Origin of the sequence: Embleya sp. NPDC020886 (assembly GCF_044333915.1) — a bacterium.
Taxonomy (GTDB): Bacteria; Actinomycetota; Actinomycetes; order Streptomycetales; family Streptomycetaceae; genus Embleya.
Genome location: NZ_JBIRRX010000002.1, coordinates 412663 through 436278 on the forward strand (window position 1 = coordinate 412663; position 23616 = coordinate 436278).

Below are 23616 nucleotides of genomic sequence, written 5' to 3' on the forward strand. Positions count from 1 at the left end.
ACCTCATGCGTCGCGGGTGAGGGTTTTGCCCGCCAGGAGAGCGCGGAGGCGGTCGTGGGGGATGGCCGGGGTTCGGTGGCCGTCGCGGCCGCCGGTCTCGTGGGCGGTGACCAGGGCGTTGAGGACGGCTTCCTCGACGGCCTGGACGGTGGCCCGGTAGAACGGGTCGATCCGGCCCCACGGGATGTGCCGCAGCGTGTCGTAGTCCTCGTCGGTGGCCGGTGATTGCGGGAAGACGCTGGTCAGGGCCCCGGCGTTGGCGGTGGAGAAGGCCAGGAAGATGTCGCCGGAGAAGTGGCTGCCGGTCGTGCCGGTCCGGGCCAGGCCCATCGGGACCCGGCGGGCGAGTGCCTGGCACTGGCCGGGCAGCAGCGGGGCGTCCGTGCCGACGAGCACGATGACCGAGCCGGCCCCGCCGGGGGCGAACCAGTCGCTGTCCTCCATCGGGTTGTCCTGGATCAACCGCTCCCCGACGGGTACGCCGGCGACGACCAGTTCGCGTCGTTCGCCGAAGTTGGCCTGGACGAAGGCGCCCACCGTGTAGCGGGCCGATCCGTACTCGACGACCCGGCTGGATGTCCCCGAACCGCCCTTGAAGCCATAGCAGTTCATGCCGGTCCCGCCGCCCACGCAACCCTCCTCGACCGGGCCCGGAGCGGCCGAGTCGATCGCGGCGACGGCGTGTTCGGCGCGCACGTGCGGGCCGTTGATGTCGTTGAGGTAGCCGTCCCAGGTCTCGGCCACCACCGGCAACAACCACTGCCGCGCCAGTTCGGGCCGGTTGGCCACCGTCCAGTCCACCACGCCCCGATGCACGGGCCCCACCGCGTGCGTGTTGGTGATCATCACCGGGCCGGCCAGGCTGCCCGTCTCGTCCAGCCAACTGCCCCCGGTCATCTCGCCGTTGCCGTTGAGCGAGTAGCGACCCGCGGCGCACGGCAGGCCCACCCCGGCCCGACCGCGCGGCAACACGGCGGTGACGCCGGTGCGGACCGACGACCCCTCGACCAGGGTGGTGTAGCCGATCTGCACCCCGGGGACGTCGGTGAGCGCGTTGGCGGGCCCGGGCGTGCCGTCGAGACGGATGCCCAGGGCCCGAGCGCGGGGCCGACCCGACGGCGTGACGGCGAGCGGGGATGCGGTGGGGGTGTTCACGCGATGCCCTTCCGGGGGTTGACGGGTGTGGCGACGTCGTCGCCGGTCGTGCCGGGGCCGGCGCTGCCCTGGGCGGGCGCGTCCGGGTCCGGGATCACCCGGTCCGGGCGCAACTCCGGGCAGCCGGTGGCCTGTCGGGCGTGCGCCAGGATCAGCGCCAGGGCCCGCTCCGGCGGCAGCGAGGAGTTGCGGCTCACGATGTGCAGGCCGTAGCCGTCCTCCAGGGTGACCAGGTTCGCGGCCACGTCCCGGATCGGCTCGGTGAACCGGAAGTGGCCCTGGGCCTGCCCGATTTCCAGGATCGAGCCGTACATCGCCACCTGTCGGTCGTACAAACTCTGCGCCAGCGTGGCGTATTCGCTCTCGTCCCGGGCAGCCGCGCTGAACTCGTAGAGCACCACCGCGAGTTCGTCCTGCGGCCCGGTGGGCAGACCGCGCCGCGCGCAGGCCACCAGCTTGTCCCGGGCGTCGGGCAGCCCGGAGGCGGTGTCGGTGCGGGACGTGTAGAAGCGGTCCGCCGCCTGCCGGTAGACCTGCCGCAACAGGTCGCCCAGATCGCTGAAGTAATAGCTGACCGACCCCCGGGCGACGCCCGCCGCCTCGGCGATGTCGGCCACCCGCAACTGGGCCAGACCGTGCCGGCCGACCGCGGCGGTGGCCGCGTGGACCAGTTGCTCACGTCTCGCCGTCTGATTCCTCGGTCGCGCCATGCCTCGTTTCCTGTCCTCTGTGCCAAATTATCAAAGGCTATTGACGTGGGAGTCTTCCATATCGTTGACTCCGGCGTCAAAGAACTGACAAGGGAGCCTCATGGCCGATACCCATGGCAGTCAGACGCCCGCCGGCACCCCGCCGCCGCAGCCGACGGCCTATGCCCAGGACCTGTCCCGCTCGCTGGGCCTGCGCGAGAACATGTTCATCACGCTGTCCTCGGTCACACCCGCATCGAGTGTCTTCATCATCATGCCGTCGGTGATCAGCGGACTCGGCGGCGCCGCGGCCCTGGCCTTCGCCCTCGCGGCCGTCGCGGGCATGCTGATGGCCTTCTGCTACGCCGAGTTGTCCAGCGCGTTCCCGATCACCGGCGGCGAGTACGCCTTCGCCGCGCGCACCCTGGGCCGATCCACCGGCTTCGCGCTGTTCGCGCTCGGTCTGCTCGCCGGGGTCCTGACCGTGGCGGTGATCGCCCTGGGCACCGGCGACTACCTGGGCGTGGTGTGGGGTTCGCTGGGCGGCAAGGAGGCCGGCTTGGCCGTCATCGCGCCGGCCTCGCTCGTCTCGGTGTTGGGGATTCGCACCAACGCCTGGGTCACCGGGATCTTCCTCGCGGTCGAACTCGCGGCGATCGCCGTCCTGGCCTGGCTCGGCCTGGTCCACGTCGAGCAACCGATATCCACGTTGTGGACGCCGCACGAACTCGGCCAGGGCGACGTGCCGGTCGGCGCCTCGGCCGGACTCGTCGCGTCGTTCGCCGCCACCGCGCTGTTCGCCTACAACGGCTACGGCACCGCCGTGTACTTCGCCGAGGAGACCCGGCAGGTCTCCTCGATCGGCAAGGTGGTGATGTGGTCGCTCGGCATCACCGTGGTCGCGGAATGCCTCCCGCTGGTGGCCGTGCTCCTGGGCACGCCGAGCATGAGCGCACTTGTGGCCGCACCGTCCCCGATGAACTACTTCCTGCTCGAACGCGGCGGCGACACGGTGAACACCGTCGTCAGCCTCGGCATCGCGATCGCCATCGTCAACGCGGTGATCGCGATCATGCTGCAGATCGGCCGACTGCTGTACTCCTCCGCCCGGGACCGGGCCTGGCCCGACGTGATCGGCCGGCCGCTGGCCGCCGTGCACCCGCGCCTGCGCACCCCGGTCCAGGCCACCCTGATCATGGGCGCGGCCTCGATCGTGGTCGCCTGGCTCGTCCCGCTGGACACACTGATCCTGGCCACCGGAGCGAACCTGGTGGTGCTGTACATCTTCGTCGCGGTCTCCGCGCTGTACGGCCGCATCTCCGGGGCCACCGCGCACGCGACCTACCGGATGCCCGCCTGGCCGTGGGTCCCGCTGGGCGTGATCGGCGTGATGACGTACGTCCTGTACGAGTCGATCGACGCCGACTGGCGCCCGGTCGGCATCGCCGTGGCGATGGTCGCGGCGGGCTATCTCTACTACTACGCCTACCTGCACCCCAGGCGCGAACACCGCTGGACCCTGCTCGACCCGGTCCGTGACACGACCGAGTAGCCGGGCGGCCGACGCGGCGCCCTGCGGGTCCCGCCCCGAACCGGGATCCGCAGGGCGTGCGTCGTGCGCCGCCTCGGCAGCGGCGCGGGCCTCAGCCGGTCAGCGTGGCCATCCACTCCTCGATGGCGTCCGCGCCGCGCGGCAGCGCCGACGACATGAGGCGGGCGCCGTCCTCGGTGATCACCAGGTCGTCCTCGACCCGGATGCCGATGCCGCGCAGTTCCACCGGCAACGTCTCGTCGTCGGGCTGGAGGTAGAGCCCCGGCTCGACGGTGAGCACGTGGCCGGCCTCCAGGACACCGTCCAGGTAGGTCTCCGCCCGCGCCTTCGCGCAGTCGTGCAGGTCCATGCCGAGCATGTGGCCGCTGCTGCACAGCGTGTAGCGCCGGTACAAACCGCTGTCCGGGCGCAGTGCCTCCTCGGGGGTGATCCGCAACACGCCCCACTCGTGCAGGCCCTCGGCGATCACCCGCACCGCCGCGTTGTGGAAGTCGCGAAAGCGCGCGCCGGGGCGCAGCGCGTCGATGCCGGCCTGCTGCGCGGCCAGCACGAGTTCGTACGCCTCGCGCTGGGCGGGGGTGAATCGGCCGGACAGCGGCAGGGTGCGGGTGATGTCGGCGGTGTACAGGCTGTCCATTTCGACACCGGCGTCCAGCAACAGCAGTTGCCTCGGGTCCAGCGCACCGTCGTTGCGGGTCCAGTGCAGCACGCAGGCGTGCGCGCCGGCCGCGGCGATCGTGTCGTAGCCGGTGCCGTTGCCCTCGATCCGGGCCCGCATGTCGAACACGCCCTCGATCCAGCGCTCGCCGCGCGGGTGCCGCAGCGCCTGCGGCAGGGCACGGACCACGTCGGCGAAGCCGGTGGTGGTGTGGTCGACGGCCAGTTGCAACTGCTCGACCTCCCACGGGTCCTTGACCAACCGCATCTCGGAGAGATACGCGGCGAGTTCGGCGCCTCGGCCGGGGTCGGCGGGGGCGGCCAGTCGGTCCACCTCCGGGTCGACGCCGGCGAGCAGGCGGGTGGGCACGACGGGGCCGGTGAGCCGGGCGGGCAGGGTGTCCAGGTGCGCGCATTCGACGCCGAGCAGGGTCCTGGACTCGTCCAGAGTCGGCCGCCGCCCGGTCCAGAACTCGCCGTGGCGCCGGTCGCGGTAGAACTCGCCGGTGTCGCGCGGCGACCGCGGGCGCAGGTAGAGCACGGCCTCGTGCTCGTCGCCGACCGGCTCCAGCACCAGGACGCCGTCGGGCGTGTGGTCGCCGGTCAGGTAGGCGTACGCGGTGTGCGGCCGGAACCGGTAGTCGACGCTGTTGCTGCGCACCTTGAGGGTGCCGGCGGGGACGACCAGCCGCTCGCCGGGGTAGCGCGCGGACAGTCGCTCGCGGCGCTTCGCCGCCCAGGGGGCGACCGGCTCGGCGCCGAGGTCGGGCAGCGGGGCGGGCGCCCAGGCGGTGGCCATGAAGGCGTCGAGCGCGGGGGACACCGGCAGGTCGTGGGTGCCGGTGTGCGGTGCCGCGGTGGGGTCTTGGCGGGTCATGGGTGCCCTCTCCTTCGTTGGGTTCGGGGGTGTGCCGGACCGGGTCTCAGGCCGTCCGGCTCGGCTGCGCGGACGCCGCCGGGTGCTCGGCGGGCCGGGTCCCGAGCGGCTCGGGGAAGTGGCAGGCCACTTCGTGGCCGGGCCGGCCGTCGAGCGCGGTGAGCGGGGGTTCGGCCACCGCGCACACGTCCTGTGCCTTGTGGCAGCGGGTGCGGAAGCGGCAGCCCGAGGGCGGATCGATCGGACTGGGTACGTCCCCGCCGAGTCGGATGCGCTCCAGCCGGGTGCCGTCCGGGCCGGTCGCGCCCGGCACGGCGGACAACAGCGCCTGCGTGTACGGGTGATGGGCCCGTTCGTACAACGACCGGCGATCCGCGCTCTCCACCACGCGCCCGAGGTACATCACCACCACCCGGTCGCAGAAGTGCCGGACCACGGCCAGGTCGTGCGCGATGAACACGAAGGCGATGCCCAGGTCGCGACGCAGTTCCTCCAGCAGGTTGATCACCTGGGCCTGGATGGACACATCCAGCGCGGACACCGGCTCGTCGGCGACGATCAGGTCGGGAGCGGCGGCGAGCGCCCGGGCGATGCCGACGCGCTGCCGCTGCCCGCCGGAGAACTCGTGCGGGAAACGGTTGCGGTGCTCGGGGTTGAGGCCGACGGTCTCCAGCAGTTCGCCGATCCGGCGGTCGCGTCCGCCGGGCGGGTCGATGTTGTTGACGTCCAGCGGGGCCCGCAGGATGGTGCCGATGGTCTGCCGCGGGTTCAGCGACGAGTACGGATCCTGGAAGATCATCTGGATCTGGGCGCGGATCGGCGCCAGTTCGCGACGCGAGGCGTGCGTGATGTCGCGTCCGCGATACTCGATGGTGCCCGCGCTGGGTTCGAGCAGTCGGGTGATCAGCCGCCCGGTCGTCGACTTGCCGCAGCCGGACTCGCCGACCAGGCCGATGCTCTGTCCGGCCCCGACGGTGAGGTCGATCCCGTCGACCGCGCGCACCGCCCCGGCCCGGCGGCGCAGCAGGCTTCGGCCGGTGGGGAAGTGTTTGGTCAGTCCGCTCACCCGAAGCAGCGGCGGCTCGGACGCGTCCGGCGACTTGGCGTTCACGGGGTGGCTCCTTGCAGATCCGTCGACGCCGCGGTGTCCGGCGCCGCCTCCAGGTGGCAGGCGGCGGCGTGCGCGCTGCCGGCCGAGTCCGCCTGTGCTCGTGTCAACAGCGGGAGCACCGTGCGGCACGGCGCTTCGGGGCCTTCGATCAGTTCCGCGCAGCGCGGGTGGAAGGCGCAGCCGGGCGGCGGTGCGACCAGGCTGGGCGGGCTGCCGGGCACCGGTCGCAGCGGCCGGTCCAGGGCATCGGACAGGCGCGGGACCGAGGCGAGCAGGCCCCGGGTGTACGGGTGCCGGGGGGCGTCCAGGACCTCGGTGACCGAGCCGAACTCGACCGCGCGGCCCGCGTACATCACGAGCACGTCGTCGGCGACGTCCGCGACCACCCCGAGGTCGTGGGTGACCAGGATGATCGCGGTGCCCAACTGCTCCTGCAACTCCGCGAGCAGGTCCAGGATCTGGGCCTGCACGGTGACGTCCAGCGCGGTGGTGGGCTCGTCGGCGATCAGCAGGTCGGGATCGCACACCAGGGCCATCGCGATCATCGCCCGCTGGCGCATGCCGCCGGAGAACTGGTGCGGATACTCGTCGGCCCGGCGCGCGGGTTGCGGGATGCCGACCCGGTCCAACATCTCGATCGCGCGTGCCTTGGCCTCGTGCCGGCCGACGCCGGTGTGCCGGCGGTAGGTCTCGACGATCTGCGCGCCGATGGTGAAGTAGGGCGACAGGGCGGTCAGCGGGTCCTGGAACACCATCGACACCCGCTGCCCGCGCAGGTCCCGCAGGGTGCGTTCGGGGGCGCCGACCAGCTCCGTGCCGTCCAGGATCGCGCTGCCCTCGATGGTGGTGCGGGCGGGATTGTGCAGACCGAGCAGGGTGAGGTTGGTGACGCTCTTGCCGGAACCGGACTCGCCGACGATGCCGAGCGTACGACCGCGTTCGACGTCGAAGGAGACGCCGTCGACGGCCTTGACCACGCCGCCCTCGGTGGCGAAGCGGACCCGCAGGTCGCGGACCGCGAGCAGGGGAGGGGTCATCACACACGCACCCGGGGGTCGATGACGGCGTACACGGCGTCCACCGCGACGTTGGCGAGCACCATCGCGGTGGCCGCGATCAGCACCACGCCGGTGATCATCGGCAGGTCGGAGTTGGCGACCGCGTTGACCGCGAGTTTGCCGATGCCGGGGATGTTGAAGGTGGTCTCGGTGACCACCGCGCCGCCGAGCAGCACGCCCAGTTCGATGCCGTAGACGGTCACCACCGGGGTGATCGCGCCGCGCCACGCGTGTCGGAGGTAGACCTGACGGGACGTCAATCCCTTGGCGCGCACGGTGCGGATGTGGTCCTCGCCGAGCGCGTCGATCATCGATGCCCGGGTCAGGCGCGCGTACACCGCGGCCTGGACACAGGCCAGCGTCAACCACGGCAACAACAACCCGCCCATCCATCCGCCGGGATCACCGGTGAACGGGAGGTACTCGGGTTTGGGCAACCACCGCAGTTCGTCGACCAGGACGTAGCGGGCGATCACGCCGAGGAACTGGATCGTCACCGAGGCGCCGATCAGCGAGAACGCCATGGTGGACTTGTCCAGCCAGGTACCGCGCCGCAGCGCCGCGAGCATGCCGATCAGGATGCCGACGCCGAGGAAGATCACCGAGGCGCCCAGGGCCAGCGACAGGGTGGCGGGGAAACGGTCGAGCAGGGTGTCCAGGACCGGCTCGTGGTTGACGAACGAATAGCCCAGGCACGGCGCGGAACAATGCGACGCGCCGAAGTCGCGGCCGGCGAAGACGCCGACGAGGTAGTGCCAGTACTGCATCGGCACCGATTCGTTCAGCCCCAGATCGTGTCGGATCAGGGCGAGCGTCTCCGGCGTGCAGGTCTTGCCGCAGGACAGGCGGGCCGGATCGTCCGGCATCGCGAAGAACAGGAAGAAGGTGACGGTGAAGACGACGAACAGGATCAGCGCCGCGCCGAGCAGTCGCTGCACCAGGAATCGGAACATGGGGCCCTCACTGGAGGTCGGACCGGGGGGTGGCGGGCGGCTCGGCACGAGCGGGCGCCGCGGGCGGGAAGGGGAGACCTTCCCGCCCGCGCCGGCGGCCGCAGCCGGGGCCGCCCCGCCCGGGGCTACTTGACCCAGACGTCGATCGGATAGGTCGAGCCGATGAAGCCGACCCGGACGCCGCCCAGACCGGGGCCGTACAGGGTCAGTTGGCGCCGGTAGACGAACGGCACCACCGGGGCGTCGGCCATGATCTTCTTCTCCAGCGCGGACCACTCCCTGCCGGCGGCGACGACGTCCGACATCGCGGTGATGCGGTCCATCTCGGTGCTCATCGCCGGGTTGTTGTAGAGGCTGTAGACGGTGCCGTCGTCGATGATCTTGCGGCCGTCGAACTTGGCCGGCAGCACGGTCGCGGCGCTCGGCCAGTCGGCGCCCCAACCGGACCAGTACAGGTCGTACTTGTTGTCCACGCGGCCGATCTCGGTGTAGTAGCTCTTGTCGTTGATCGGCTGCGGGACCACCTTGAAGCCGGCCTGCTGGAGGGCCTGCACGATGGTCACCGAGACCTGCTCCCACAGCGGGGTCTGGCTGTAGGCGTAGGTGATGGTGGGGTTGGGTGTGCCGGACTCGGCGAGCAACTGCTTGGCCTTGTTCACGTCACCGGTGTTCGGCACGCCGGCCAGGTCGAACGGCTCGAAGCCGAGCACCGTCGGGCCCATCAGCGTGGTGGCGAACTCGCCGTACGCCGGGCCGCCCAGGATCTGTCGCACCTGCTCCTTGGGGAACGCCGCGATCAGCGCCTGACGTATCTTCGGGTTGGTCTGGCGCCGGTTGTTGATCTCGAAGTACTCGGTGTACGGGGTGGCCGCGTCCGCGGTGCGGGCCTTCAGGTCCGGGGTGGTGAGCACCTGTTGGGCGACCTCGCGGCCGACCGCGACGCGGAAGGTCATCGCCGTGCGGTCACCGCCGTTGGCCGCGATCAGCCGCTCGTTGATCTGCTGGTTGGACGCGCCGAACTCGAACTTCCACTGGTCTGGGTAGGCGTGCCGGACCGCGTCGGTGTTCGGGTCCCAGTGCTCGTTGCGGACCATCGTCATGGACTTGTCGATCTCGCGGGCGGAGATCTTGTACGGACCGCTGGAGAACGGGTGCTTGTCGAACTCCAGTTTGGTGTCCTTGGCGCGGGGCACCGGGCTGCTGGTGTGCATCGCCACCGCGAACGGGAAGTCGCCGCGCGGCGCGGGCAGTACGAAGGTGATGGTGCGCGCGTCGGGGGTCTTGATCGCGTCCAGTTCACGGCCGCCGTAGGGGCCGTCGTACACCGACCGGAAGTCGGTGTTGCCGACCAGCCACTCCTGGATCCAGGTCGGGCCGCCGGTGATCTCCTTGGCGAACGAGCGCTCGACGCCGTACTTGACGTCCTGCGCGGTGATCGGCGACCCGTCCTCGTACTTGAGCCCCTCCTTGAGGGTGAAGGTCCAGGTCTTGCCGCCGTCGGGGCTGGTCCCGGTGTCGGTGGCCAGGTCGCCGACCAGGGTGGTCTGGTCGCCCTCCTGCTTGTACGTGGTGAGCTGGCGGGAGATCAGCAGCTCGGCGGTCTGCTCGTGCGAGACGTAGACGCGCGCCGGGTCCAGGTGGTTGAAGTCGGCGCGCTCCAGGACGGTGGCGGTGCCACCGGGCTTGGCCCCGGGCAGTTCCTTGGCCGGACCCTTCGACTCGGCGGCGGCGCCGATCTGCACGGCGCGGACCTGGGCCTTGGGGGCGCCCTTGGTGGGCCCCTTGTCGGCGGAGCCGCCGCCACCGCCGGAACAGGCGGTCGCGCCGAGGGTGAGGGCGAGCGCGGCCAGCGCGACTCGGGTGGGGCGGGTGCATCTGCGGCGAGCGTTCATGGTTCCTTCCGAGGGTTGCCGTGCGAGTGCGGTGTGGCGAGGGGCGTGGCGGCTCAGCGGTCGCTCTTGGGGTCGAGCGCGTCGCGGACCGAGTCGCCGAAGAGGTTGAAGGCGACCACGAAGACGAGCATCGAGAGGCCGGGGACGAACATGTAGGTGATGTCGGTCCGGTAGACCTCGGCGCCCTTGAGCAACATCCGCCCCCAGTCGGGGGTGGGCTCGACCATGCCCACGCCCAGGTAGGACAGGGCCGCCTCGGTGGTCACGTAGGTCGGTACCGCCATCGAGGCGCTGACCAGGATCGGGGTGACCAGGTTGGGCAGCAGTTCGCGCAGCACCACCCGGCCCGGCGAGGCGCCGATCACGCGGGCCGCCTCGACGTATTCGCGGCTGCGCAGCGAGAGCACCTGCCCGCGCAACAGGCGGGCCACCGAGGCCCAGCCGAACGCGGAGAGCACCGCGACGATGACCGCCCCGCGCAACAGCGGGGACATCTGCTCGCCCGGGTTGGTCAGCAGCGAGGTCACCACCGGGGTGAAGGCGATGAAGAAGAGCGTCGAGGGGAAGCTGAGCATCACATCGATGAATCGGCCCACGATGTAGTCGGCGCTGCCGCCGAGATAGCCGGCGGTCACCCCGACCAGCACGCCGAGCACGGTGACGATGGCGACCACGGCCAGCGAGATGAGCAGCGAAGTGCGGATGCCGTAGAGCAGTTGGGTCAGCACGTCCCGGCCGAGGCCGGGTTCGAGGCCGAGCCAGAACTCGCCGGACATGCCGCCGTTGGGCGCGACGGGAAAGCCGAACTCGTTGAGCAGTCCGGGTCGGTTCTGGCCGTACGTGGTGTAGGGGTCGTGCCCGTACCACTTGGCGAACAGCGGTGCGCCCAGGCCCGCGACGACGAACACGGCGACGACGCACGCGGCGACGATCCCGGTGCGGTCGCGGCGGAAGCGACGCCAGGCGAGTTGCGAGGGGCGCAGCCCCATGGGGGCGGTGTCGGCGGCGGGTGGATCCGCGGCCACCGGCGGATCCGTGGGGGGCGCGAGCGTGGTCATGACGGCGGGCCTCTCGGGAGGCGGCGGGGTGGGTAATGGTGGGGAACTCTGCCCACCCGCGGGTCAATGTTCAAGCTTTGAGCGGTGTCACATTTAAGGTGCGACATTGTATTTGCAATTCCTTTACCGTTCACCTGCGGTTTTGCTTCCGGGCCCACCGTCTACGGTGATTCGCCTCGGGTCTGGCGCAACGCAGGAGCAATGTGACATTGTACTAATCCCAGCCGGTGCGCCCTCGACGGCGACGCCGAAATCCAAGGAGCCCCCATGTCCGAAGCCATCGCCACCGACCGCACCGCTCGTCCCTGGCGCGGCCTGATGGTCGCCACCCCGCTGCCGCTGCACGCGGACCTGAGCATCGACTACGACGGCTTCGCCGAGCATGTGCGCGGTCTCGTCGAGGCCGGCTGCGACGGCGTGGTGCCCAACGGCTCCCTGGGCGAATACCAGGTCCTGACCGCCGAGGAACGGGCCCGCGTGGTCCGCGTCGCGGTCGAGGCGGTGGGCGGCGACCGGGTGATGCCCGGCGTCGCCGCCTACGGCTCGGCCGAGGCCCGCCGGTGGACCGAGCAGGCCGCCGAGGCCGGCGCCGGGGCGGTCATGTTGCTGCCGCCGAACGGCTACCGCGCCGACGACGCCGAGGTGCACGCGCACTACGCGGACGTGGCCTCGGTCGGCCTGCCGATCGTCGCCTACAACAACCCGTTCGACACCCGGGTGGACCTGACCCCCGAACTGCTGGCCAAGCTGCACGCGGACGGCCTCGTCGTCGGCGTCAAGGAGTTCAGCGGCGACACCCGACGCGCCTATCGGATCGCCGAACTCGCCCCCGAACTCGACCTGTTGGCAGGCGCCGACGATGTGCTCCTGGAGCTGGCCGTGGCCGGCGCCAAGGGCTGGATCGGCGGCTTCCTCAACGTCCTGCCGAACGCCTGCGTCGAGCTCTACCGCACCGCCGTCGCCGGCGACCTGACCCGGGCGCGGGAGCTGTACGACATCCTGCAGCCGCTGCTGCGCTGGGACACCCGCAGCGAGTTCGTCCAGGCGATCAAGCTGTCGATGGACGTGGTCGGCAAGCCCGGCGGCCCCTGCCGACCGCCGCGCCGGCCGCTGAACGCCGAGATGCAGCAGAGCATCCGGCTGGCGACCGAACGCGCCGTGGCGGCCGGGCTGAGCTGACCGGGACCCGACCGGCGGCCCGACGCGCCGCCGACGTGCATACGCCCCACCCGTGTTCCCTCCCGAAGGGCTTGCTTTCGTGACCACCACGTCCACCGCACCCCTGGTGCGCAGCCACAACCCCGCCGCCCCCGCCGAACTCGTCGCCGAGGCCCCGGCGGTGTCGCCCGCCGACGTGCACCGCGCCGCCGAACGGGCCCGCACCGCCCAGCGGGAGTGGGTGGCGGCCGGGGCCTCGGCCCGCTGCGCCGCGCTCGGCGCCGCGGCCGACCGGCTCGCCGCCGACGCCGGCACCTTCGTCGACCTGATCGTGCGCGAGGTCGGGAAACCGATCACCGAGGCACGCGGCGAGGTCGCCCGCGCGGTCGCCATCCTGCGCTACAACGCGCAGCAGGTGTACGACCCGATCGGCTCGGTGCACGAGCCCGCCGCGGGCCCCGGCCTGCTGCTGACCCGCCGTCGTCCGCACGGCGTGGCCGGGCTGATCACCCCGTGGAACTTCCCGCTGGCCATTCCGCTGTGGAAGGCCGCGCCCGCGTTGGCCACGGGCAACGCGGTCCTGCTCAAGCCCGCGCCGCAGGCGCTCGGCTGCGCGCGGCGGCTGGCCGAACTCCTCGACGCGGTCCTGCCCGTCGACCTGTTCACCGTGTTGCCGGGAGAGGCCGCCACCGGCGCGGCCGTGGTCGAGGCGAGCGACGTGGTCTCGTTCACCGGCTCCACCGCGGTGGGCCTGGACGTGGTCCGCGCCGGCACCGCTCGGGGCATCCCGGTCCAGGCCGAGATGGGCGGCTGCAACGCCGCGTTGGTCCTGCCGGACGCCGACGTGCGCGCCACCGCGGCCCAGTTGATCGGCGCCGCGTTCGGCTATGCCGGTCAGAAGTGCACCGCGACGCGGCGGATCGTCGTGGTGGGCGACGCCGACCCGCTGCGCGAGGCGCTGGACGCCGCCGCCCGGGCGATGCCGGTGGGCGATCCGGCCGATCCCGCGACCGTGTGCGGGCCGGTGGTCGGCGAGGCGGCCCGGGCCCGGGTGCGGGCCGCGCTCGACTCCGCGACGGCGGCCGGCAGCCGGGTGCTCACCACGGGCGGGGCGTACGACGGCGCGGGGTGGTACGCCACGCCGACCATCCTGGAACAGGTGCCGGCCGGGCACGCCACCCTGCGCGAGGAGGTGTTCGGGCCCGTCGCGGTGCTGCAACGCGCGGACGACCTGACGCACGCCATCGCGCTGGCCCGCGATGTCCCGCACGGCCTGGTGACCTCGGTGCACACCCGCGACCTGGACGCCGCGCTCGCGGTCGTGGACCGGATCGACACCGGCCTGGTGAAGGTCAACGCGCCCACCACCGGCGTCGACTTCCACCTGCCCTTCGGCGGTACCAAGGCATCCAGTCACGGGCCGCGCGAACAGGGCCGCGCCGCGGCGGACTTCTACACCGCCACGTGCACGGTGAGCCTGTTGCCGGCGAATCCGACCGGCGGCGCGTGAGATCGTCGAGGCACCGAGGCACCGGAGAGTCGGAAACGATGGGAGGGACGGGGCGCGGTGACCGATAGACTGTAACATTGCACATTGTATGGCTATTCGAGGTCATGCCGGCCCCGAGGGAGGATGCACCCGATGAGAGCGCACGCCGAAGTGCCGACCGGTCGGACCGGCGAGACCGCCGCCGCGACGAACCTGTCGGAGCGGCCGCTGGACCTGCCGTTCGTGCAGGAGCGCCGCAGTCTGCGCGATCAGGTGACGCACGCGCTGCGAGCCGCCCTCATCGCCGGCGAACTGCGTCCCGACGTCATCTACTCCGCGCCCAGCCTGGCCGCCCAGTTCCGCGTTTCGGCCACCCCCGTACGCGAGGCAATGCTGGATCTGGTCAAGGAAGGGCTGGTCGAGGTTGTTCGCAACAAGGGCTTCCGGGTGACCGCGCTGTCCGCCCGGGACCTCGACGAATACACCGAGATTCGATCGATGATCGAGATCCCCGTCATCGTGCGCCTGGCCGAGACCGCCGACCCCGCCGCGCTCCAGGCGCTGCGCCCGGTGGCCGCGGCGATCGTGGCCGCCGCCGAACGGCGCGACCTGATCGGCTACCTGGAGTCCGACCGGCAGTTCCACCTCGGACTCCTCGAACTGGGCGGCAACCAGCGCCTGGTCGAGGTGGTCGGCGACCTGCGCAAGCGCTCGCGGCTGTACGGACTCACCCGACTCGCCGAACGCGGCGCGTTGGTGGCCTCGGCGCGCGAACACGAGGAGATCCTCGACCTGTTGCTCGCCGGCGACGGGGCGGGGGTGCGTCGGGCGATGGACGAACACCTCGGCCACATCCGCTCGTTGTGGTCCGACCCGACGGGCGAGAGCGACCCGGCGCGCGAGTCCGCGCCGGAGTGAGACCGCGTCGCCGCGGCCGGGAACGCGCACCGATCCCCGGCCCCGGCGGCGGCCCCGCCCGCACGGCACGGCACCGCGCGCCGCTCCCGGCCCCGGTTCCACTCCCGGCCCCGGTGCCACTCCCGAACCCACGACGGGGGACCGACCGCCGCGCCCGGACGACGCGGCCCCTCGGCATGCCCCGATTCCGCACCGACCCGCTTCGCCGACAGCACCGGCGATCCCAGGAAGGCCCTTCATGAGCTACCGATACGCGGTCGTCGACCACGTCTTCGACCTCCCCCTGGACCACCACGACCCGGGCGGCCCGCGCATCGACGTCTTCGCCCGGGAGGTCGCCGACCCGGCCCGGGCCCACGAGCGGTTGCCCTGGCTGCTCTACCTCCAGGGCGGCCCTGGGAGCAAGTCCCCACGGCCGACCGGGAGTACGCCCGGCTGGCTGCGGCACGCGACCAAGACCCACCGGGTGCTGCTGCTGGACCAGCGGGGCACCGGGCGCAGCACGCCGATGACCACCCGCGCCGCCGAACGATTCGGGTCGGCCGAGGATCTGGCGGACCACCTGGCGCACTTCCGGGCCGACGCGATCGTCGCGGACGCCGAGGCGATCCGGCGGAACCTGTGCGGCGACGAGCCGTGGGAGACGCTCGGCCAGAGCTACGGCGGCTTCATCACGCTCAGCTATCTGTCCCGGGCCCCGCAGGGGTTGCGGCGGTGCTACATCACCGGCGGCCTGCCCGGCCTGTCCACCGACGCGGACGAGGTGTACGCGCGGACCTACCCGCGGATCCGGGACAAGAACGCCGAATACCGAGATCGTTATCCGGACGACGTCGCCCGGCTGCGCCGGATCGCCGACACGGTCGCCGGCGGCGGAGTGCGGCTGCCCGACGGGGACCTGCTCACGGTGCGCCGATTGCGCACGCTCGGCCTGGTGTTCGGCATGGGGGACGGCTTCGAGCGGGTGCACTGGCTGCTCGACGAGGCGCTCGACGCGCGGTCCGGCGAGTTGTCGCCCACCTTCCTGGCCCAGGTGATGAACCTGACCGGCTTCGTGGACAATCCGCTGTTCGCGGTCCTGCACGAATCCATCTACGCCCAGGGCGAGGGCGCCACCGACTGGGCCGCCGAACGCACCATGGCCACCCTCCCCGAGTTCGCCGAGGACGCGGATCCGCTGCTGCTCACCGGCGAGACGATGCACCCCTGGATGTTCGAGGAGATCGCCGGACTGCGGCCGTTCGCCGACGCGGCCCGCATCCTCGCCGAGCGCACCGACTGGCCTCGGCTGTACGACCGGGAGCGGTTGGCCGCGAACCGGGTCCCGGTGACCGCGGCCGTCTACCACGACGACATGTACGTCGACGCGCCCCTGTCCCTGCGAACCGCCCGCGAAGTCGGCGCGGTCCGGACCTGGGTCACCAACGAGTGGGAACACGACGGCGTCGCCGCGTCCGGCGACGCGGTGTTGTCCCGCCTGATGGACATGGCCGTCGGCCGAGCCTGACCGGGGCGGCGCCCCGCAGTGACCCGCCCCGCCGACCGCGCACGGTGTCGACGGGGCGGGCCGACCGGTCGTCCTTCCCGATATCAGCGTGGTTCGTCGCCCTCGATGACGATGCGGTGCATGACGCGTGGGCCCTGATAGTCGTAGGCGGCGTAGTGCTGGGTGCTGCGGTTGTCCCACAGGGCGATGTCCCCGGGGCGCCAGGTCAGCCGCACCTGGAATTCCGGGCGGGCGGTCCGGTCGAACAGGAACGGCAGCAACAGCTCGTTCTCCCGTTCGTCGAGCTCGACGATGCGGGTGGTGAAGATCCGGTTGACGTAGAGGCAGCGCCGACCGGTGACCGGGTGGGTGCGCACGACCGGGTGCACCACCGGCGGCAGCGCCGCGCGGTCGCCGCCGCGGTGCGATCGCGACTTGGCGAAGTCGTGCTCCGCGGTGAGCCCGTCGAGCAGCGCGCGGATGGGTGCGGACAGGCCGCTGTACGCGCTTTCCATGTCGGCCCACACGGTGTCGCCCCCCAGGGCCGGCAGGGACACCGCGCGCAACATCGTGCCCAGCGGCGGACGGGCCATGAAGGTTGCGTCGCTGTGCCAGATGTCCGCGTTGGAGACCTTGGGCCCGTCTCCGCCGGTGGCCAGCACCATCACTTCCGGCAGGTCGGGAGCGGCGGGATCGCCGAACGGGAAGTGTTGCAACGTCCCGAAGCGGGCCGCCACCTCGCGCTGGCGATGCGCGGTGATGCGCTGGTCGCGGAAGAAGAGCACCTGGCGTTCGTGCAACGCGTCGGTGAGCGCGGCAAACACCGACGCGTCGAGGTCGTCCCGGTTCAGGTCGAGGTCGAGGACCTCGGCGCCGATGGTGGGGGTGAGCGGACGGATGTCGAACACGGCGGACCTCACGAGGATTGAGACAACGTGACTTAATCGAGTGAGATGGAATGTCTTACACTGCTCGCATGGATGTCAAGACCCGAACCCGAGCGCGCATCCTGGACGCGGCCGAACGCCTGTTCGCCGAGCGCGACACCGCACAGGTGTCGCTCCGCGAGATCGGCGCCGCGGCCGGCCAGCGCAACAACTCGGCCGTGCAGTACCACTTCGGCACCCGCGACGTGCTGGTCAGAGCCCTGTACGAGGACCGCCTGGCGCCGCTCAACGCACGCCGCCTGGAGCTGCTCGCGACCCTGGACGCCGAGGGCGTCGGCGACCTCGGCGCACTGGTGGACGCCTATCTGCGCCCCCTGGCCGAGGCCATGCGCGACGGCGACCGCGCCGGCCACTACGCGCGCTTCGTGCACCGCTACACCCTCGAAGGCGCACCGTTCTCCCCGCCGCTGGGCGAGGACGTCGTCGGCGGCATCCGCGAGGTCACCGCGCGCATCGACGCCGCCCTCGCGGCCGGCGAGCCGGCGCTGCCCGCCGGCACCCGGGCCAGCCGGCTGCGCCTGATGCAACTGTTGATCACCGCCACCCTCGCCGACGTGGAGGGGCGACTCGACGAGGCAAGCGAACTCCCGTTGCCGTTCGACGAGTTGACTGCGGATCTGCGGCAGGCCGCAGTGGGCCTGCTGTGTGCACCGGCGGCCTCGCCCGCGCCGCGGGTCGGGGGCTGAGACGCGAGCGGGCGGCTGCCGTTCGTGCCCCGTGCCGTCCCGGCTCCCGACCGGCTCGGGGCGCCCTCGATCGAGGCCGGTCGGAGCTACAGTTGCAATGTGGGGGCGCTCGGGGACGCCCACCTGCTCGGGGCAGTCACTCGGCACCGGAGTGGGTCATGACCCTGCTGCTCGTCGTTCTGCTCGTCGTCGGCGGCGTCGCCGCCGTGGTCGCACTGCTCGCCGGGGTCGGACTGCGGGTGGTCCGTCAGTACGAGCGTGGTGTGGTGTTCCGCCTGGGCCGGGTGCAGGAACCGATCCGAGAGGCCGGTCTGACCCGGATCGTGCCGATCGTGGACCGCCTGCGCAAGGTCAACACGCAGATCGTGACGATGCCGGTCCCCGCCCAGGACGGCATCACCCGGGACAACGTCACCGTCCGCGTCGACGCCGTCGTGTATTTCCGGGTGAACGACCCGGTCAAGGCGACGATCGAGGTGCAGGACTACGAGTTCGCGGTGTCCCAGGTCGCCCAGACGTCGTTGCGGTCGATCATCGGCAAGAGCGACCTGGACGACCTGCTGTCGAACCGGGAGGCGCTCAACCAGGGCCTGGCGCTGATGATCGACTCGCCCGCGGTGGGCTGGGGCGTGGAGATCGACCGAGTGGAGATCAAGGACGTGGCGCTGCCGGAGTCGATGAAACGGTCGATGTCCAGGCAGGCCGAGGCCGAGCGCGAACGGCGATCGCGGATCATCACCGCCGACGGCGAGTTCCAGGCGTCGCGCAAGCTCGCCTCCGCGGCGGATGTGATGGCGCGCAGCCCCGCGGCGCTGCAACTGCGGCTGTTGCAGACCATCGTCGAGGTCGCGGCCGAGAAGAATTCGACGGTCGTGCTGCCCTTCCCGGTGGAACTGCTGCGCTTCCTGGAGCACGCGAGCGGCCCGTCGGCGTCCGGCGAGTCGCCGACGGATCGATGAGGGCGCGCGTCGGACGCCCCGCCGGACCGCCGACCGCCCAGCACCGGCCGATGCTCGGCGCGGTCCATTCGGCGTAGTCCGGCGTGCGCGAGGGGTGACGGCACTGGTCGACTGAGCCGACACGGCAAACCACCCCGCATCGGAGGCCGATATGGCGATCCTCGTGATTCTCGAAATGCCCGGCATGACCCAGGCCATGTACGAGTCGAGCGCAGACCAGGTGACCGGCGGTCGCGGCGCGGTGAAATCCCCCTCCGACTGGCCGGTGCCGGGGCTGCTCTCGCACACCGCCGCCGCCACGCCCGAGGGCTGGTTCGTCGCCGACGTGTGGGAATCCGAGGAAGCCTTCGAGCGGTTCGGCGAGATCATCATCCCGATCCTGCGCGGCCTCGGCCTTGCGGACGTGCAGCCGAAGGTCTACCCGGTGTTCACGATGGTGACCCGGTAGCCACCCGCGTCCACCCCGCGAACCATCCGCCGTCTGCGCACCCCGGGCCTCCCGGCGCGGGCGGCGGACGCACGTTCGTGTCCGGGTTCGTGTCGGTGCCGGCCGTGAGGATGGCGTCATGACCGATACTGCGTTCGACTGGCGTTGCTTTCTGGAGCGTTGGAGCGAGGAGTGGGCGGACACCTGCCGTCCGGAGGACGTTCTCGGCGCGGGTGAGGAAGCGGCGCGTCGCACGCGTCGACTCGGGTTCGAACCCGCGTCACCGGCGCGGATCGAGGCCATGGAGGAGCGGCTGGGGATGCGAATGCCGCCGTCGTACCGGGAGTTCCTCGCGGTCACCGACGGCCGGCGGAACGCGGGGGGCTTCGTGTCCTTGCTCGGTGGCACCGACGGGGCCCGATGGTTCGTGGACGACGTCGGGTTCGCCGAGTTGTACGCGGAGGAGGCGAGGGAGTACCCCACACCGGAGATGGTGTCGATGGCGGGGATGTGGACGCGTGCGCTGCAACTGGAGGTGGAATCGGACGCCACGTACGTGCTGCTCGACCCGGGCGATGTCGACGCGCATGGCGAGTGGGCTCTCTACTGCTATCGGGCCTGGGGCGGGGGAGATACCGCAACGGTACGCTTCGTTCCGGGAGTTCATGCTCGCGATGTACCGCGAGTTCCACTGCCTGAGCGCGGGTCGGCACGACGAGCGGGCGTTCGTCAACGCGACCACGCGAGAGCTGGACGCCGACCTGGAACGTGCGCGGGAATGGGCCCTGGCCGGGGATTGGGAGCGGGCCGAGGCGGAGTTCGCGCGGATCGGGGAATACGGCCGTCCCGGCGCGCGCGTGCTGGGGGACCAACTGCGCCGCTTCCAGGGGTACACCTATCTCGTCGAGTTCGGCATCATCGCGTTCGACCCCGTGTACGCCTCGGAGTTCCGGCCCGCGTTGGCGGATACGCGGGTGCGCAACGGGCACGGTGACTCCCTCGGGTTCACCCGGGTGGGATGGACCTCGGACGAGGCGATGGCGGCGGCGGATGAAGTGTTGTGGCAGGTCCGTGAGTCGACGTTCCGCCATACGGCGCCGGGTGCGTTCGGCCGAGTCGTCGACGCCGCGCGGGAGCAGGCCCGCTGGGGAGCCACCGACCGGGCATGGCGCATGCTGCGGGCGGGATTCGGTCTGTGGGAATCCCTGGGAACGGACCACATCGCCCCGGTGGGGCTGTTCGCGGACCCGGTCCTGGGGCCGCTGATCACCCCGGAACGTGGTCGCCTGCTGCCGGCCGTCCCGCGCGGCGGGCAACGGGGCGGTGCCGCCGCACGCGGAGCCGAGCCGGGGCCCGAGGACGAGTCCGTACTCGACCCCGACGACCTGACGTGGCTCGCCGAGCCGGACCACAACGGGACCTGCCAGGCGTACCGATTCATCCTGGTCCAGGGGGCCGAACCGGCCGAACTCGCTTCGCTCATCGGCGCGGACGAGCAGGCCGAACCGTCCCCGCCGAGGACCCGACGGGAGGCGGAACGGGCGGCGTGGACCGGTACTTCGTCCTCGTACGACGACAAGGCCCTGGTCGCGATCGGGCGAGCCGGACCCGACTGGGCCTTCGCGTTCGACGCCCGACCCCGGCCGTTCCACGAGGGTCGATTCGTCAGCCCGGTCGGTGCCGCCCCGCAGGCGGGCCGGGCCGTCGTGGTGTGGTGTGCTCCCGACCGCCCGGGCTCGCCGGGAGGGCTGTTCCACCTGTCGGTCGCCGAGGGCGGAGCCGAGTGCCATGTGTTCACGGTCCAGGGCGCGACCGTACGACGCAGCGGCGACATACCGCCGGCGCTGGATCCGGACCGGTTGTTCCCGCCCCGCGCCGGCGAACTCTTCTCAGCGTCGGGTCACCGTCGAGCACTCGCGGCGGTCACCGCCGAGTTCGGCGTCGCACTGCCGCGCTTCGCCCTCACCCGCGGACGCCTGCACACCCTCACCACCGCCTCGTGGACGCGACCACCGGGACCGGGTGAGGGCTACCTGACGACCACGGTGACGCTCCGGTGAGATCCCGAGCCGGTGCGACGCCGTCGATCGAACTCGTCGCATCGGCACGGCCGCACGTGCACGGCACCATGCTCACCCGAACGGCGGAGTAGCCCGACGTGGATTCGTCGTAACTTCGACTGAGTGGTTGCCAGACGGGTGAGCTTTGGGGGTTTGTCATGTCGACACACGACATCGAGGTGGGTTCCGGCGACCCGCGGTACGACGCGCTGCGCCGCGGGTTCAACCAGCGCTGGATCGCCAGTCCGGACTACGTGGTGGTGGCCACGACGGCGGACGACGTGGTGGCGGCGCTCACCGGGTACCTCGCCGATCCGCCCGGTGCGCCTGGCCGGATCACCGTGCGTTCCGGTGGTCACTGCTACGAAAACTTCGTCTCCTCCCCGGACGTCGGCGTCATCATCGACGTCGGCCAAATGAACCGCGTCTATTTCGACCCCGACGAGGACGCCTACTGCATCGAGGCGGGGGCGACGAACTGGCACAGCACCACCCAGCTCTACCGGGCGACGGGGCTGGCGCTGCCCGGGGGCTCCTGCTATTCGGTCGGCCTCGGTGGCCACGTGTCCGGCGGCGGATACGGGCTGCTCTCCCGGATGTTCGGCCTGACGGTGGACTATCTGTACGCGGTGGAGGTGGTCACCGTCGCGGACGGCAGGACACCCGAGAAGACGGTGGCGCGCAAGGATTCGCCGGACGAGGCGCTGCGCGACCTGTGGTGGGCGCACACCGGTGGCGGCGGGGGCAACTTCGGGGTGATCACCAGGTATTGGTTCCGCGGCCTGCCGCAACCACCCGCGCGTGTGCTGCTGCGGTCCCTCGCGTGGAAGTGGTCGGACCTCGTCGAGCACCCCGAACTCTTCAAGTCGCTGGTCCGGCGTTACGGGCAGTTCTTCGAGTACGAGGCCGCCGGCAGACTTCCGGATTCCTTCGGTGAATACACCTACCGCGACATGTTCACGCTGCTGAAGCTCACGCACATGAGCAGCGGCAAGGTCGGTTTGACGATTCAGCTCGACGGCACGCGGGACGACTCCGCGGAGCGGCTCCAGGCGTTCCTGGACTGGATCACCGAAGGGTTCGAGACACCCGACGGCTACCTTGTGGAGGAAACCCCACTCGACCTCCAGATCGGCGAACACCCGGCCCAGAGCGCCCTGTTCATCCCGACGCGGCTTCCCTGGCTGACCGCCACCCAGAGCCTGAACGACTCCGGCCCCAATCGTTGCGGCAAGTACAAGTCGGCGTACATGACGAGGGGGTTCACCGAGGATCAGATCGACGCGATCCTGTTCCACCTCACGGACCCCGACTACGACAACCCCGACGCCCTGGTGCAGGTCGACTCCTACGGCGGGGCGATCAACGACGTGGCCGCTGCGGCGACGGCGGTGCCACAACGCTCCTCGATCCTCAAGCTCCAGTACCAGGTGTATTGGACCTGGGGCACCGACGCCAACAAGGATGGCGTATTCGACTACCAGGACGCGGAGTTGGATCCGGAGATCGCCGGGCCGCATCTGCGCTGGATCCGGGACTTCTATCAGGCGGTCTACCGGGACACCGGGGGAGTGCCGGTGGTACCCGACCCGGCGCTGCCCGCGACCCTGACGGCGAACACGGACGGCTGTTACATCAACTACCCGGACGTCGACATCTCGGACCCGGACTTCAACACGTCGGGCGAGCCCTGGCACCAGCTCTACTACAAGGACGGATACCGGCGACTCCAGCAGGTGAAGCAGTGCTGGGACCCGCACGACGTCTTCCGGCACGAACAGTCCGTTCAGCCGCCGCAGATCCCGTAGAAACCCTTGTGGGACCGCCGCCCCGTCCGCCGCCGCCGGGCTCGGTCGTCGCGATTACGAGCGTTTGGCCGGGGGCGGCACCGCGGGGGAGAAGTTGGCGAAGGGTTCGGCGGCCGAGATCAGGGCGGCCAGGGCCGGGGACGTCGCGGCGTCGGGATGCGCGGCCAATGCGTCGCGGGCGCACGTGATCGCCGCGCGCAGGTCCTCGTGACGCGAGGTGGGCATCGGAGTTCCCTTCGGGACCGAAACGATGATCGCCCGGAGTCGTTTCCGGCCTCGGACAGCGATGTTATCCGAGGCCGGAAGTCGAATCACACCGCACGCCCGTCCTGTTCGGAAAGTCCGCCGGCCGTGCCCGCTCGGGCGGCTGTTGCGAGGCGGCGGGCTGCGCGCGAAGTCCCACCGGGGCGCCGGGGCGGCCGTGTGGAGGTGCAGATGATTCCCTGCGGATTTCACGGCTGCCCCGGCTTCCTGAATCCCTGCCCGATAAAGGGCGTTTCACCCCGGCGCGGTGCGGTGGTGTTTTCGGGAATTGTGATTCCGGTGCGGCGCGCGAGGAAAGGGCGGGGTGTGGGGGGGGTGGGAGTAAGGGAACGGGCCCCGGCCCCCCCCCCACAAAAACACGGTGCCCCCCGGGCCCCCCCCCCCCCGGGCCCGCGGGGGGGGCGCAGAAAAA

Annotated in this window: 20 protein-coding genes and 1 pseudogene; 11 read left to right on the forward strand and 10 right to left on the reverse strand. The window is 71.2% G+C overall.

Features of this window, described 5'->3' with window-relative positions; genetic code table 11:
- Positions 1–3: 3 nt before the first annotated feature.
- On the reverse strand, positions 4–1155 hold the full coding sequence (locus tag ACH4U8_RS08555) for a P1 family peptidase (RefSeq protein ID WP_395776289.1): 1152 nt from the start codon (positions 1153–1155) through the stop codon (positions 4–6).
- Positions 1152–1865: a TetR/AcrR family transcriptional regulator gene (locus ACH4U8_RS08560; protein ID WP_395776291.1), complete on the reverse strand. Its 714-nt coding sequence runs from the start codon at positions 1863–1865 to the stop codon at positions 1152–1154. The genes ACH4U8_RS08555 and ACH4U8_RS08560 overlap by 4 nt, the downstream gene beginning before the upstream one ends.
- 100 nt (positions 1866–1965) lie before the next feature.
- Here ACH4U8_RS08560 and ACH4U8_RS08565 point away from each other — a divergent pair, with 100 nt between their 5' ends.
- Positions 1966–3396: an APC family permease gene (locus ACH4U8_RS08565; protein WP_395776293.1), complete on the forward strand. Its 1431-nt coding sequence runs from the start codon at positions 1966–1968 to the stop codon at positions 3394–3396.
- A 91-nt stretch (positions 3397–3487) separates the two neighbouring features.
- On the opposite strand, the gene ACH4U8_RS08570 is transcribed toward ACH4U8_RS08565, so the two are convergent.
- From ACH4U8_RS08570 to ACH4U8_RS08595, 6 genes are all read right to left on the reverse strand, one after another.
- Positions 3488–4930: an aminopeptidase P family protein gene (locus ACH4U8_RS08570; protein WP_395776295.1), complete on the reverse strand. Its 1443-nt coding sequence runs from the start codon at positions 4928–4930 to the stop codon at positions 3488–3490.
- A gap of 46 nt (positions 4931–4976) precedes the next feature.
- On the reverse strand, positions 4977–6041 hold the full coding sequence (locus ACH4U8_RS08575; protein WP_395776297.1) for an ABC transporter ATP-binding protein: 1065 nt from the start codon (positions 6039–6041) through the stop codon (positions 4977–4979).
- Entirely contained in the window at positions 6038–7078 is a 1041-nt protein-coding gene (locus ACH4U8_RS08580; RefSeq protein ID WP_395776299.1) for an ABC transporter ATP-binding protein, read from the reverse strand. Before ACH4U8_RS08580 ends, ACH4U8_RS08575 begins: the two co-directional genes overlap by 4 nt.
- Positions 7078–8052, reverse strand: coding sequence for an ABC transporter permease (locus tag ACH4U8_RS08585; protein WP_360316648.1), 975 nt, complete (start codon positions 8050–8052; stop codon positions 7078–7080). Before ACH4U8_RS08585 ends, ACH4U8_RS08580 begins: the two co-directional genes overlap by 1 nt.
- A 125-nt stretch (positions 8053–8177) precedes the next feature.
- Entirely contained in the window at positions 8178–9944 is a 1767-nt protein-coding gene (locus ACH4U8_RS08590; protein ID WP_360316651.1) for an ABC transporter substrate-binding protein, read from the reverse strand.
- Positions 9945–9997: 53 nt separating this feature from the next.
- A complete protein-coding gene (locus tag ACH4U8_RS08595) occupies positions 9998–11002 on the reverse strand; it encodes an ABC transporter permease (RefSeq protein WP_360316653.1) in 1005 nt (334 codons plus the stop codon).
- 267 nt (positions 11003–11269) lie between these two features.
- Between ACH4U8_RS08595 and ACH4U8_RS08600 the strand changes: the two genes are divergently transcribed.
- The 4 genes from ACH4U8_RS08600 to ACH4U8_RS08615 all read left to right on the forward strand — a co-directional run bounded on the left by ACH4U8_RS08600 (position 11270) and on the right by ACH4U8_RS08615 (position 16074).
- Positions 11270–12181: a dihydrodipicolinate synthase family protein gene (locus tag ACH4U8_RS08600; RefSeq protein WP_395776301.1), complete on the forward strand. Its 912-nt coding sequence runs from the start codon at positions 11270–11272 to the stop codon at positions 12179–12181.
- Between the two features lie 79 nt (positions 12182–12260).
- Entirely contained in the window at positions 12261–13670 is a 1410-nt protein-coding gene (locus tag ACH4U8_RS08605; RefSeq protein ID WP_395776303.1) for an aldehyde dehydrogenase family protein, read from the forward strand.
- A gap of 123 nt (positions 13671–13793) precedes the next feature.
- The gene (locus tag ACH4U8_RS08610; protein WP_360316660.1) at positions 13794–14567 is read left to right on the forward strand and encodes a GntR family transcriptional regulator; all 774 of its coding nucleotides are present in this window, start codon (positions 13794–13796) and stop codon (positions 14565–14567) included.
- A 238-nt stretch (positions 14568–14805) separates the two neighbouring features.
- On the forward strand, positions 14806–16074 hold the full coding sequence (locus ACH4U8_RS08615; RefSeq protein ID WP_395776305.1) for an alpha/beta fold hydrolase: 1269 nt from the start codon (positions 14806–14808) through the stop codon (positions 16072–16074).
- Between the two features lie 83 nt (positions 16075–16157).
- On the opposite strand, the gene ACH4U8_RS08620 is transcribed toward ACH4U8_RS08615, so the two are convergent.
- Entirely contained in the window at positions 16158–16961 is an 804-nt protein-coding gene (locus tag ACH4U8_RS08620) for a TauD/TfdA dioxygenase family protein (protein WP_395776307.1), read from the reverse strand.
- Positions 16962–17029: 68 nt separating this feature from the next.
- Here ACH4U8_RS08620 and ACH4U8_RS08625 point away from each other — a divergent pair, with 68 nt between their 5' ends.
- The 6 genes and pseudogenes from ACH4U8_RS08625 to ACH4U8_RS08650 all read left to right on the forward strand — a co-directional run bounded on the left by ACH4U8_RS08625 (position 17030) and on the right by ACH4U8_RS08650 (position 22940).
- Positions 17030–17686, forward strand: a complete 657-nt coding sequence (locus tag ACH4U8_RS08625; protein ID WP_395776309.1) for a TetR/AcrR family transcriptional regulator — start codon at positions 17030–17032, stop codon at positions 17684–17686.
- Between the two features lie 158 nt (positions 17687–17844).
- Positions 17845–18645, forward strand: coding sequence for a slipin family protein (locus ACH4U8_RS08630; protein WP_360316668.1), 801 nt, complete (start codon positions 17845–17847; stop codon positions 18643–18645).
- 151 nt (positions 18646–18796) lie between these two features.
- Positions 18797–19093: a hypothetical protein gene (locus ACH4U8_RS08635; RefSeq protein ID WP_360316670.1), complete on the forward strand. Its 297-nt coding sequence runs from the start codon at positions 18797–18799 to the stop codon at positions 19091–19093.
- Positions 19094–19397: 304 nt separating this feature from the next.
- Positions 19398–19478, forward strand: a pseudogene (locus tag ACH4U8_RS08640) (hypothetical protein); the annotation flags it as partial.
- A 259-nt stretch (positions 19479–19737) separates the two neighbouring features.
- Complete coding sequence (locus ACH4U8_RS08645; RefSeq protein ID WP_395777021.1) at positions 19738–21132, forward strand: SMI1/KNR4 family protein; 1395 nt, start codon at positions 19738–19740, stop codon at positions 21130–21132.
- Between the two features lie 158 nt (positions 21133–21290).
- Entirely contained in the window at positions 21291–22940 is a 1650-nt protein-coding gene (locus tag ACH4U8_RS08650; protein ID WP_360316675.1) for an FAD-binding protein, read from the forward strand.
- Between the two features lie 54 nt (positions 22941–22994).
- On the opposite strand, the gene ACH4U8_RS08655 is transcribed toward ACH4U8_RS08650, so the two are convergent.
- Positions 22995–23165 (reverse strand): hypothetical protein, encoded by a 171-nt coding sequence (locus ACH4U8_RS08655; protein ID WP_360316677.1) that lies wholly within the window; start codon positions 23163–23165, stop codon positions 22995–22997.
- Between the last annotated feature and the right edge of the window lie 451 nt (positions 23166–23616).

Excerpts from the sequence above, each read along its gene's own strand:
- ACH4U8_RS08610 (WP_360316660.1), top strand. The coding sequence starts at position 13,794 with ATGCACCCGATGAGAGCGCACGCCGAAGTGCCGACCGGTCGGACCGGC.
- ACH4U8_RS08645 (WP_395777021.1), top strand. The coding sequence starts at position 19,738 with ATGCTCGCGATGTACCGCGAGTTCCACTGCCTGAGCGCGGGTCGGCAC.
- ACH4U8_RS08650 (WP_360316675.1), top strand. The coding sequence starts at position 21,291 with ATGTCGACACACGACATCGAGGTGGGTTCCGGCGACCCGCGGTACGAC.
- ACH4U8_RS08635 (WP_360316670.1), top strand. The coding sequence starts at position 18,797 with ATGGCGATCCTCGTGATTCTCGAAATGCCCGGCATGACCCAGGCCATG.
- ACH4U8_RS08600 (WP_395776301.1), top strand. The coding sequence starts at position 11,270 with ATGTCCGAAGCCATCGCCACCGACCGCACCGCTCGTCCCTGGCGCGGC.
- ACH4U8_RS08580 (WP_395776299.1), bottom strand. The coding sequence starts at position 7,078 with ATGACCCCTCCCCTGCTCGCGGTCCGCGACCTGCGGGTCCGCTTCGCC.
- ACH4U8_RS08585 (WP_360316648.1), bottom strand. The coding sequence starts at position 8,052 with ATGTTCCGATTCCTGGTGCAGCGACTGCTCGGCGCGGCGCTGATCCTG.
- ACH4U8_RS08630 (WP_360316668.1), top strand. The coding sequence starts at position 17,845 with ATGACCCTGCTGCTCGTCGTTCTGCTCGTCGTCGGCGGCGTCGCCGCC.
- ACH4U8_RS08655 (WP_360316677.1), bottom strand. The coding sequence starts at position 23,165 with ATGCCCACCTCGCGTCACGAGGACCTGCGCGCGGCGATCACGTGCGCC.
- ACH4U8_RS08560 (WP_395776291.1), bottom strand. The coding sequence starts at position 1,865 with ATGGCGCGACCGAGGAATCAGACGGCGAGACGTGAGCAACTGGTCCAC.
- ACH4U8_RS08625 (WP_395776309.1), top strand. The coding sequence starts at position 17,030 with ATGGATGTCAAGACCCGAACCCGAGCGCGCATCCTGGACGCGGCCGAA.
- ACH4U8_RS08615 (WP_395776305.1), top strand. The coding sequence starts at position 14,806 with ATGAGCTACCGATACGCGGTCGTCGACCACGTCTTCGACCTCCCCCTG.
- ACH4U8_RS08595 (WP_360316653.1), bottom strand. The coding sequence starts at position 11,002 with ATGACCACGCTCGCGCCCCCCACGGATCCGCCGGTGGCCGCGGATCCA.
- ACH4U8_RS08565 (WP_395776293.1), top strand. The coding sequence starts at position 1,966 with ATGGCCGATACCCATGGCAGTCAGACGCCCGCCGGCACCCCGCCGCCG.
- ACH4U8_RS08590 (WP_360316651.1), bottom strand. The coding sequence starts at position 9,944 with ATGAACGCTCGCCGCAGATGCACCCGCCCCACCCGAGTCGCGCTGGCC.
- ACH4U8_RS08570 (WP_395776295.1), bottom strand. The coding sequence starts at position 4,930 with ATGACCCGCCAAGACCCCACCGCGGCACCGCACACCGGCACCCACGAC.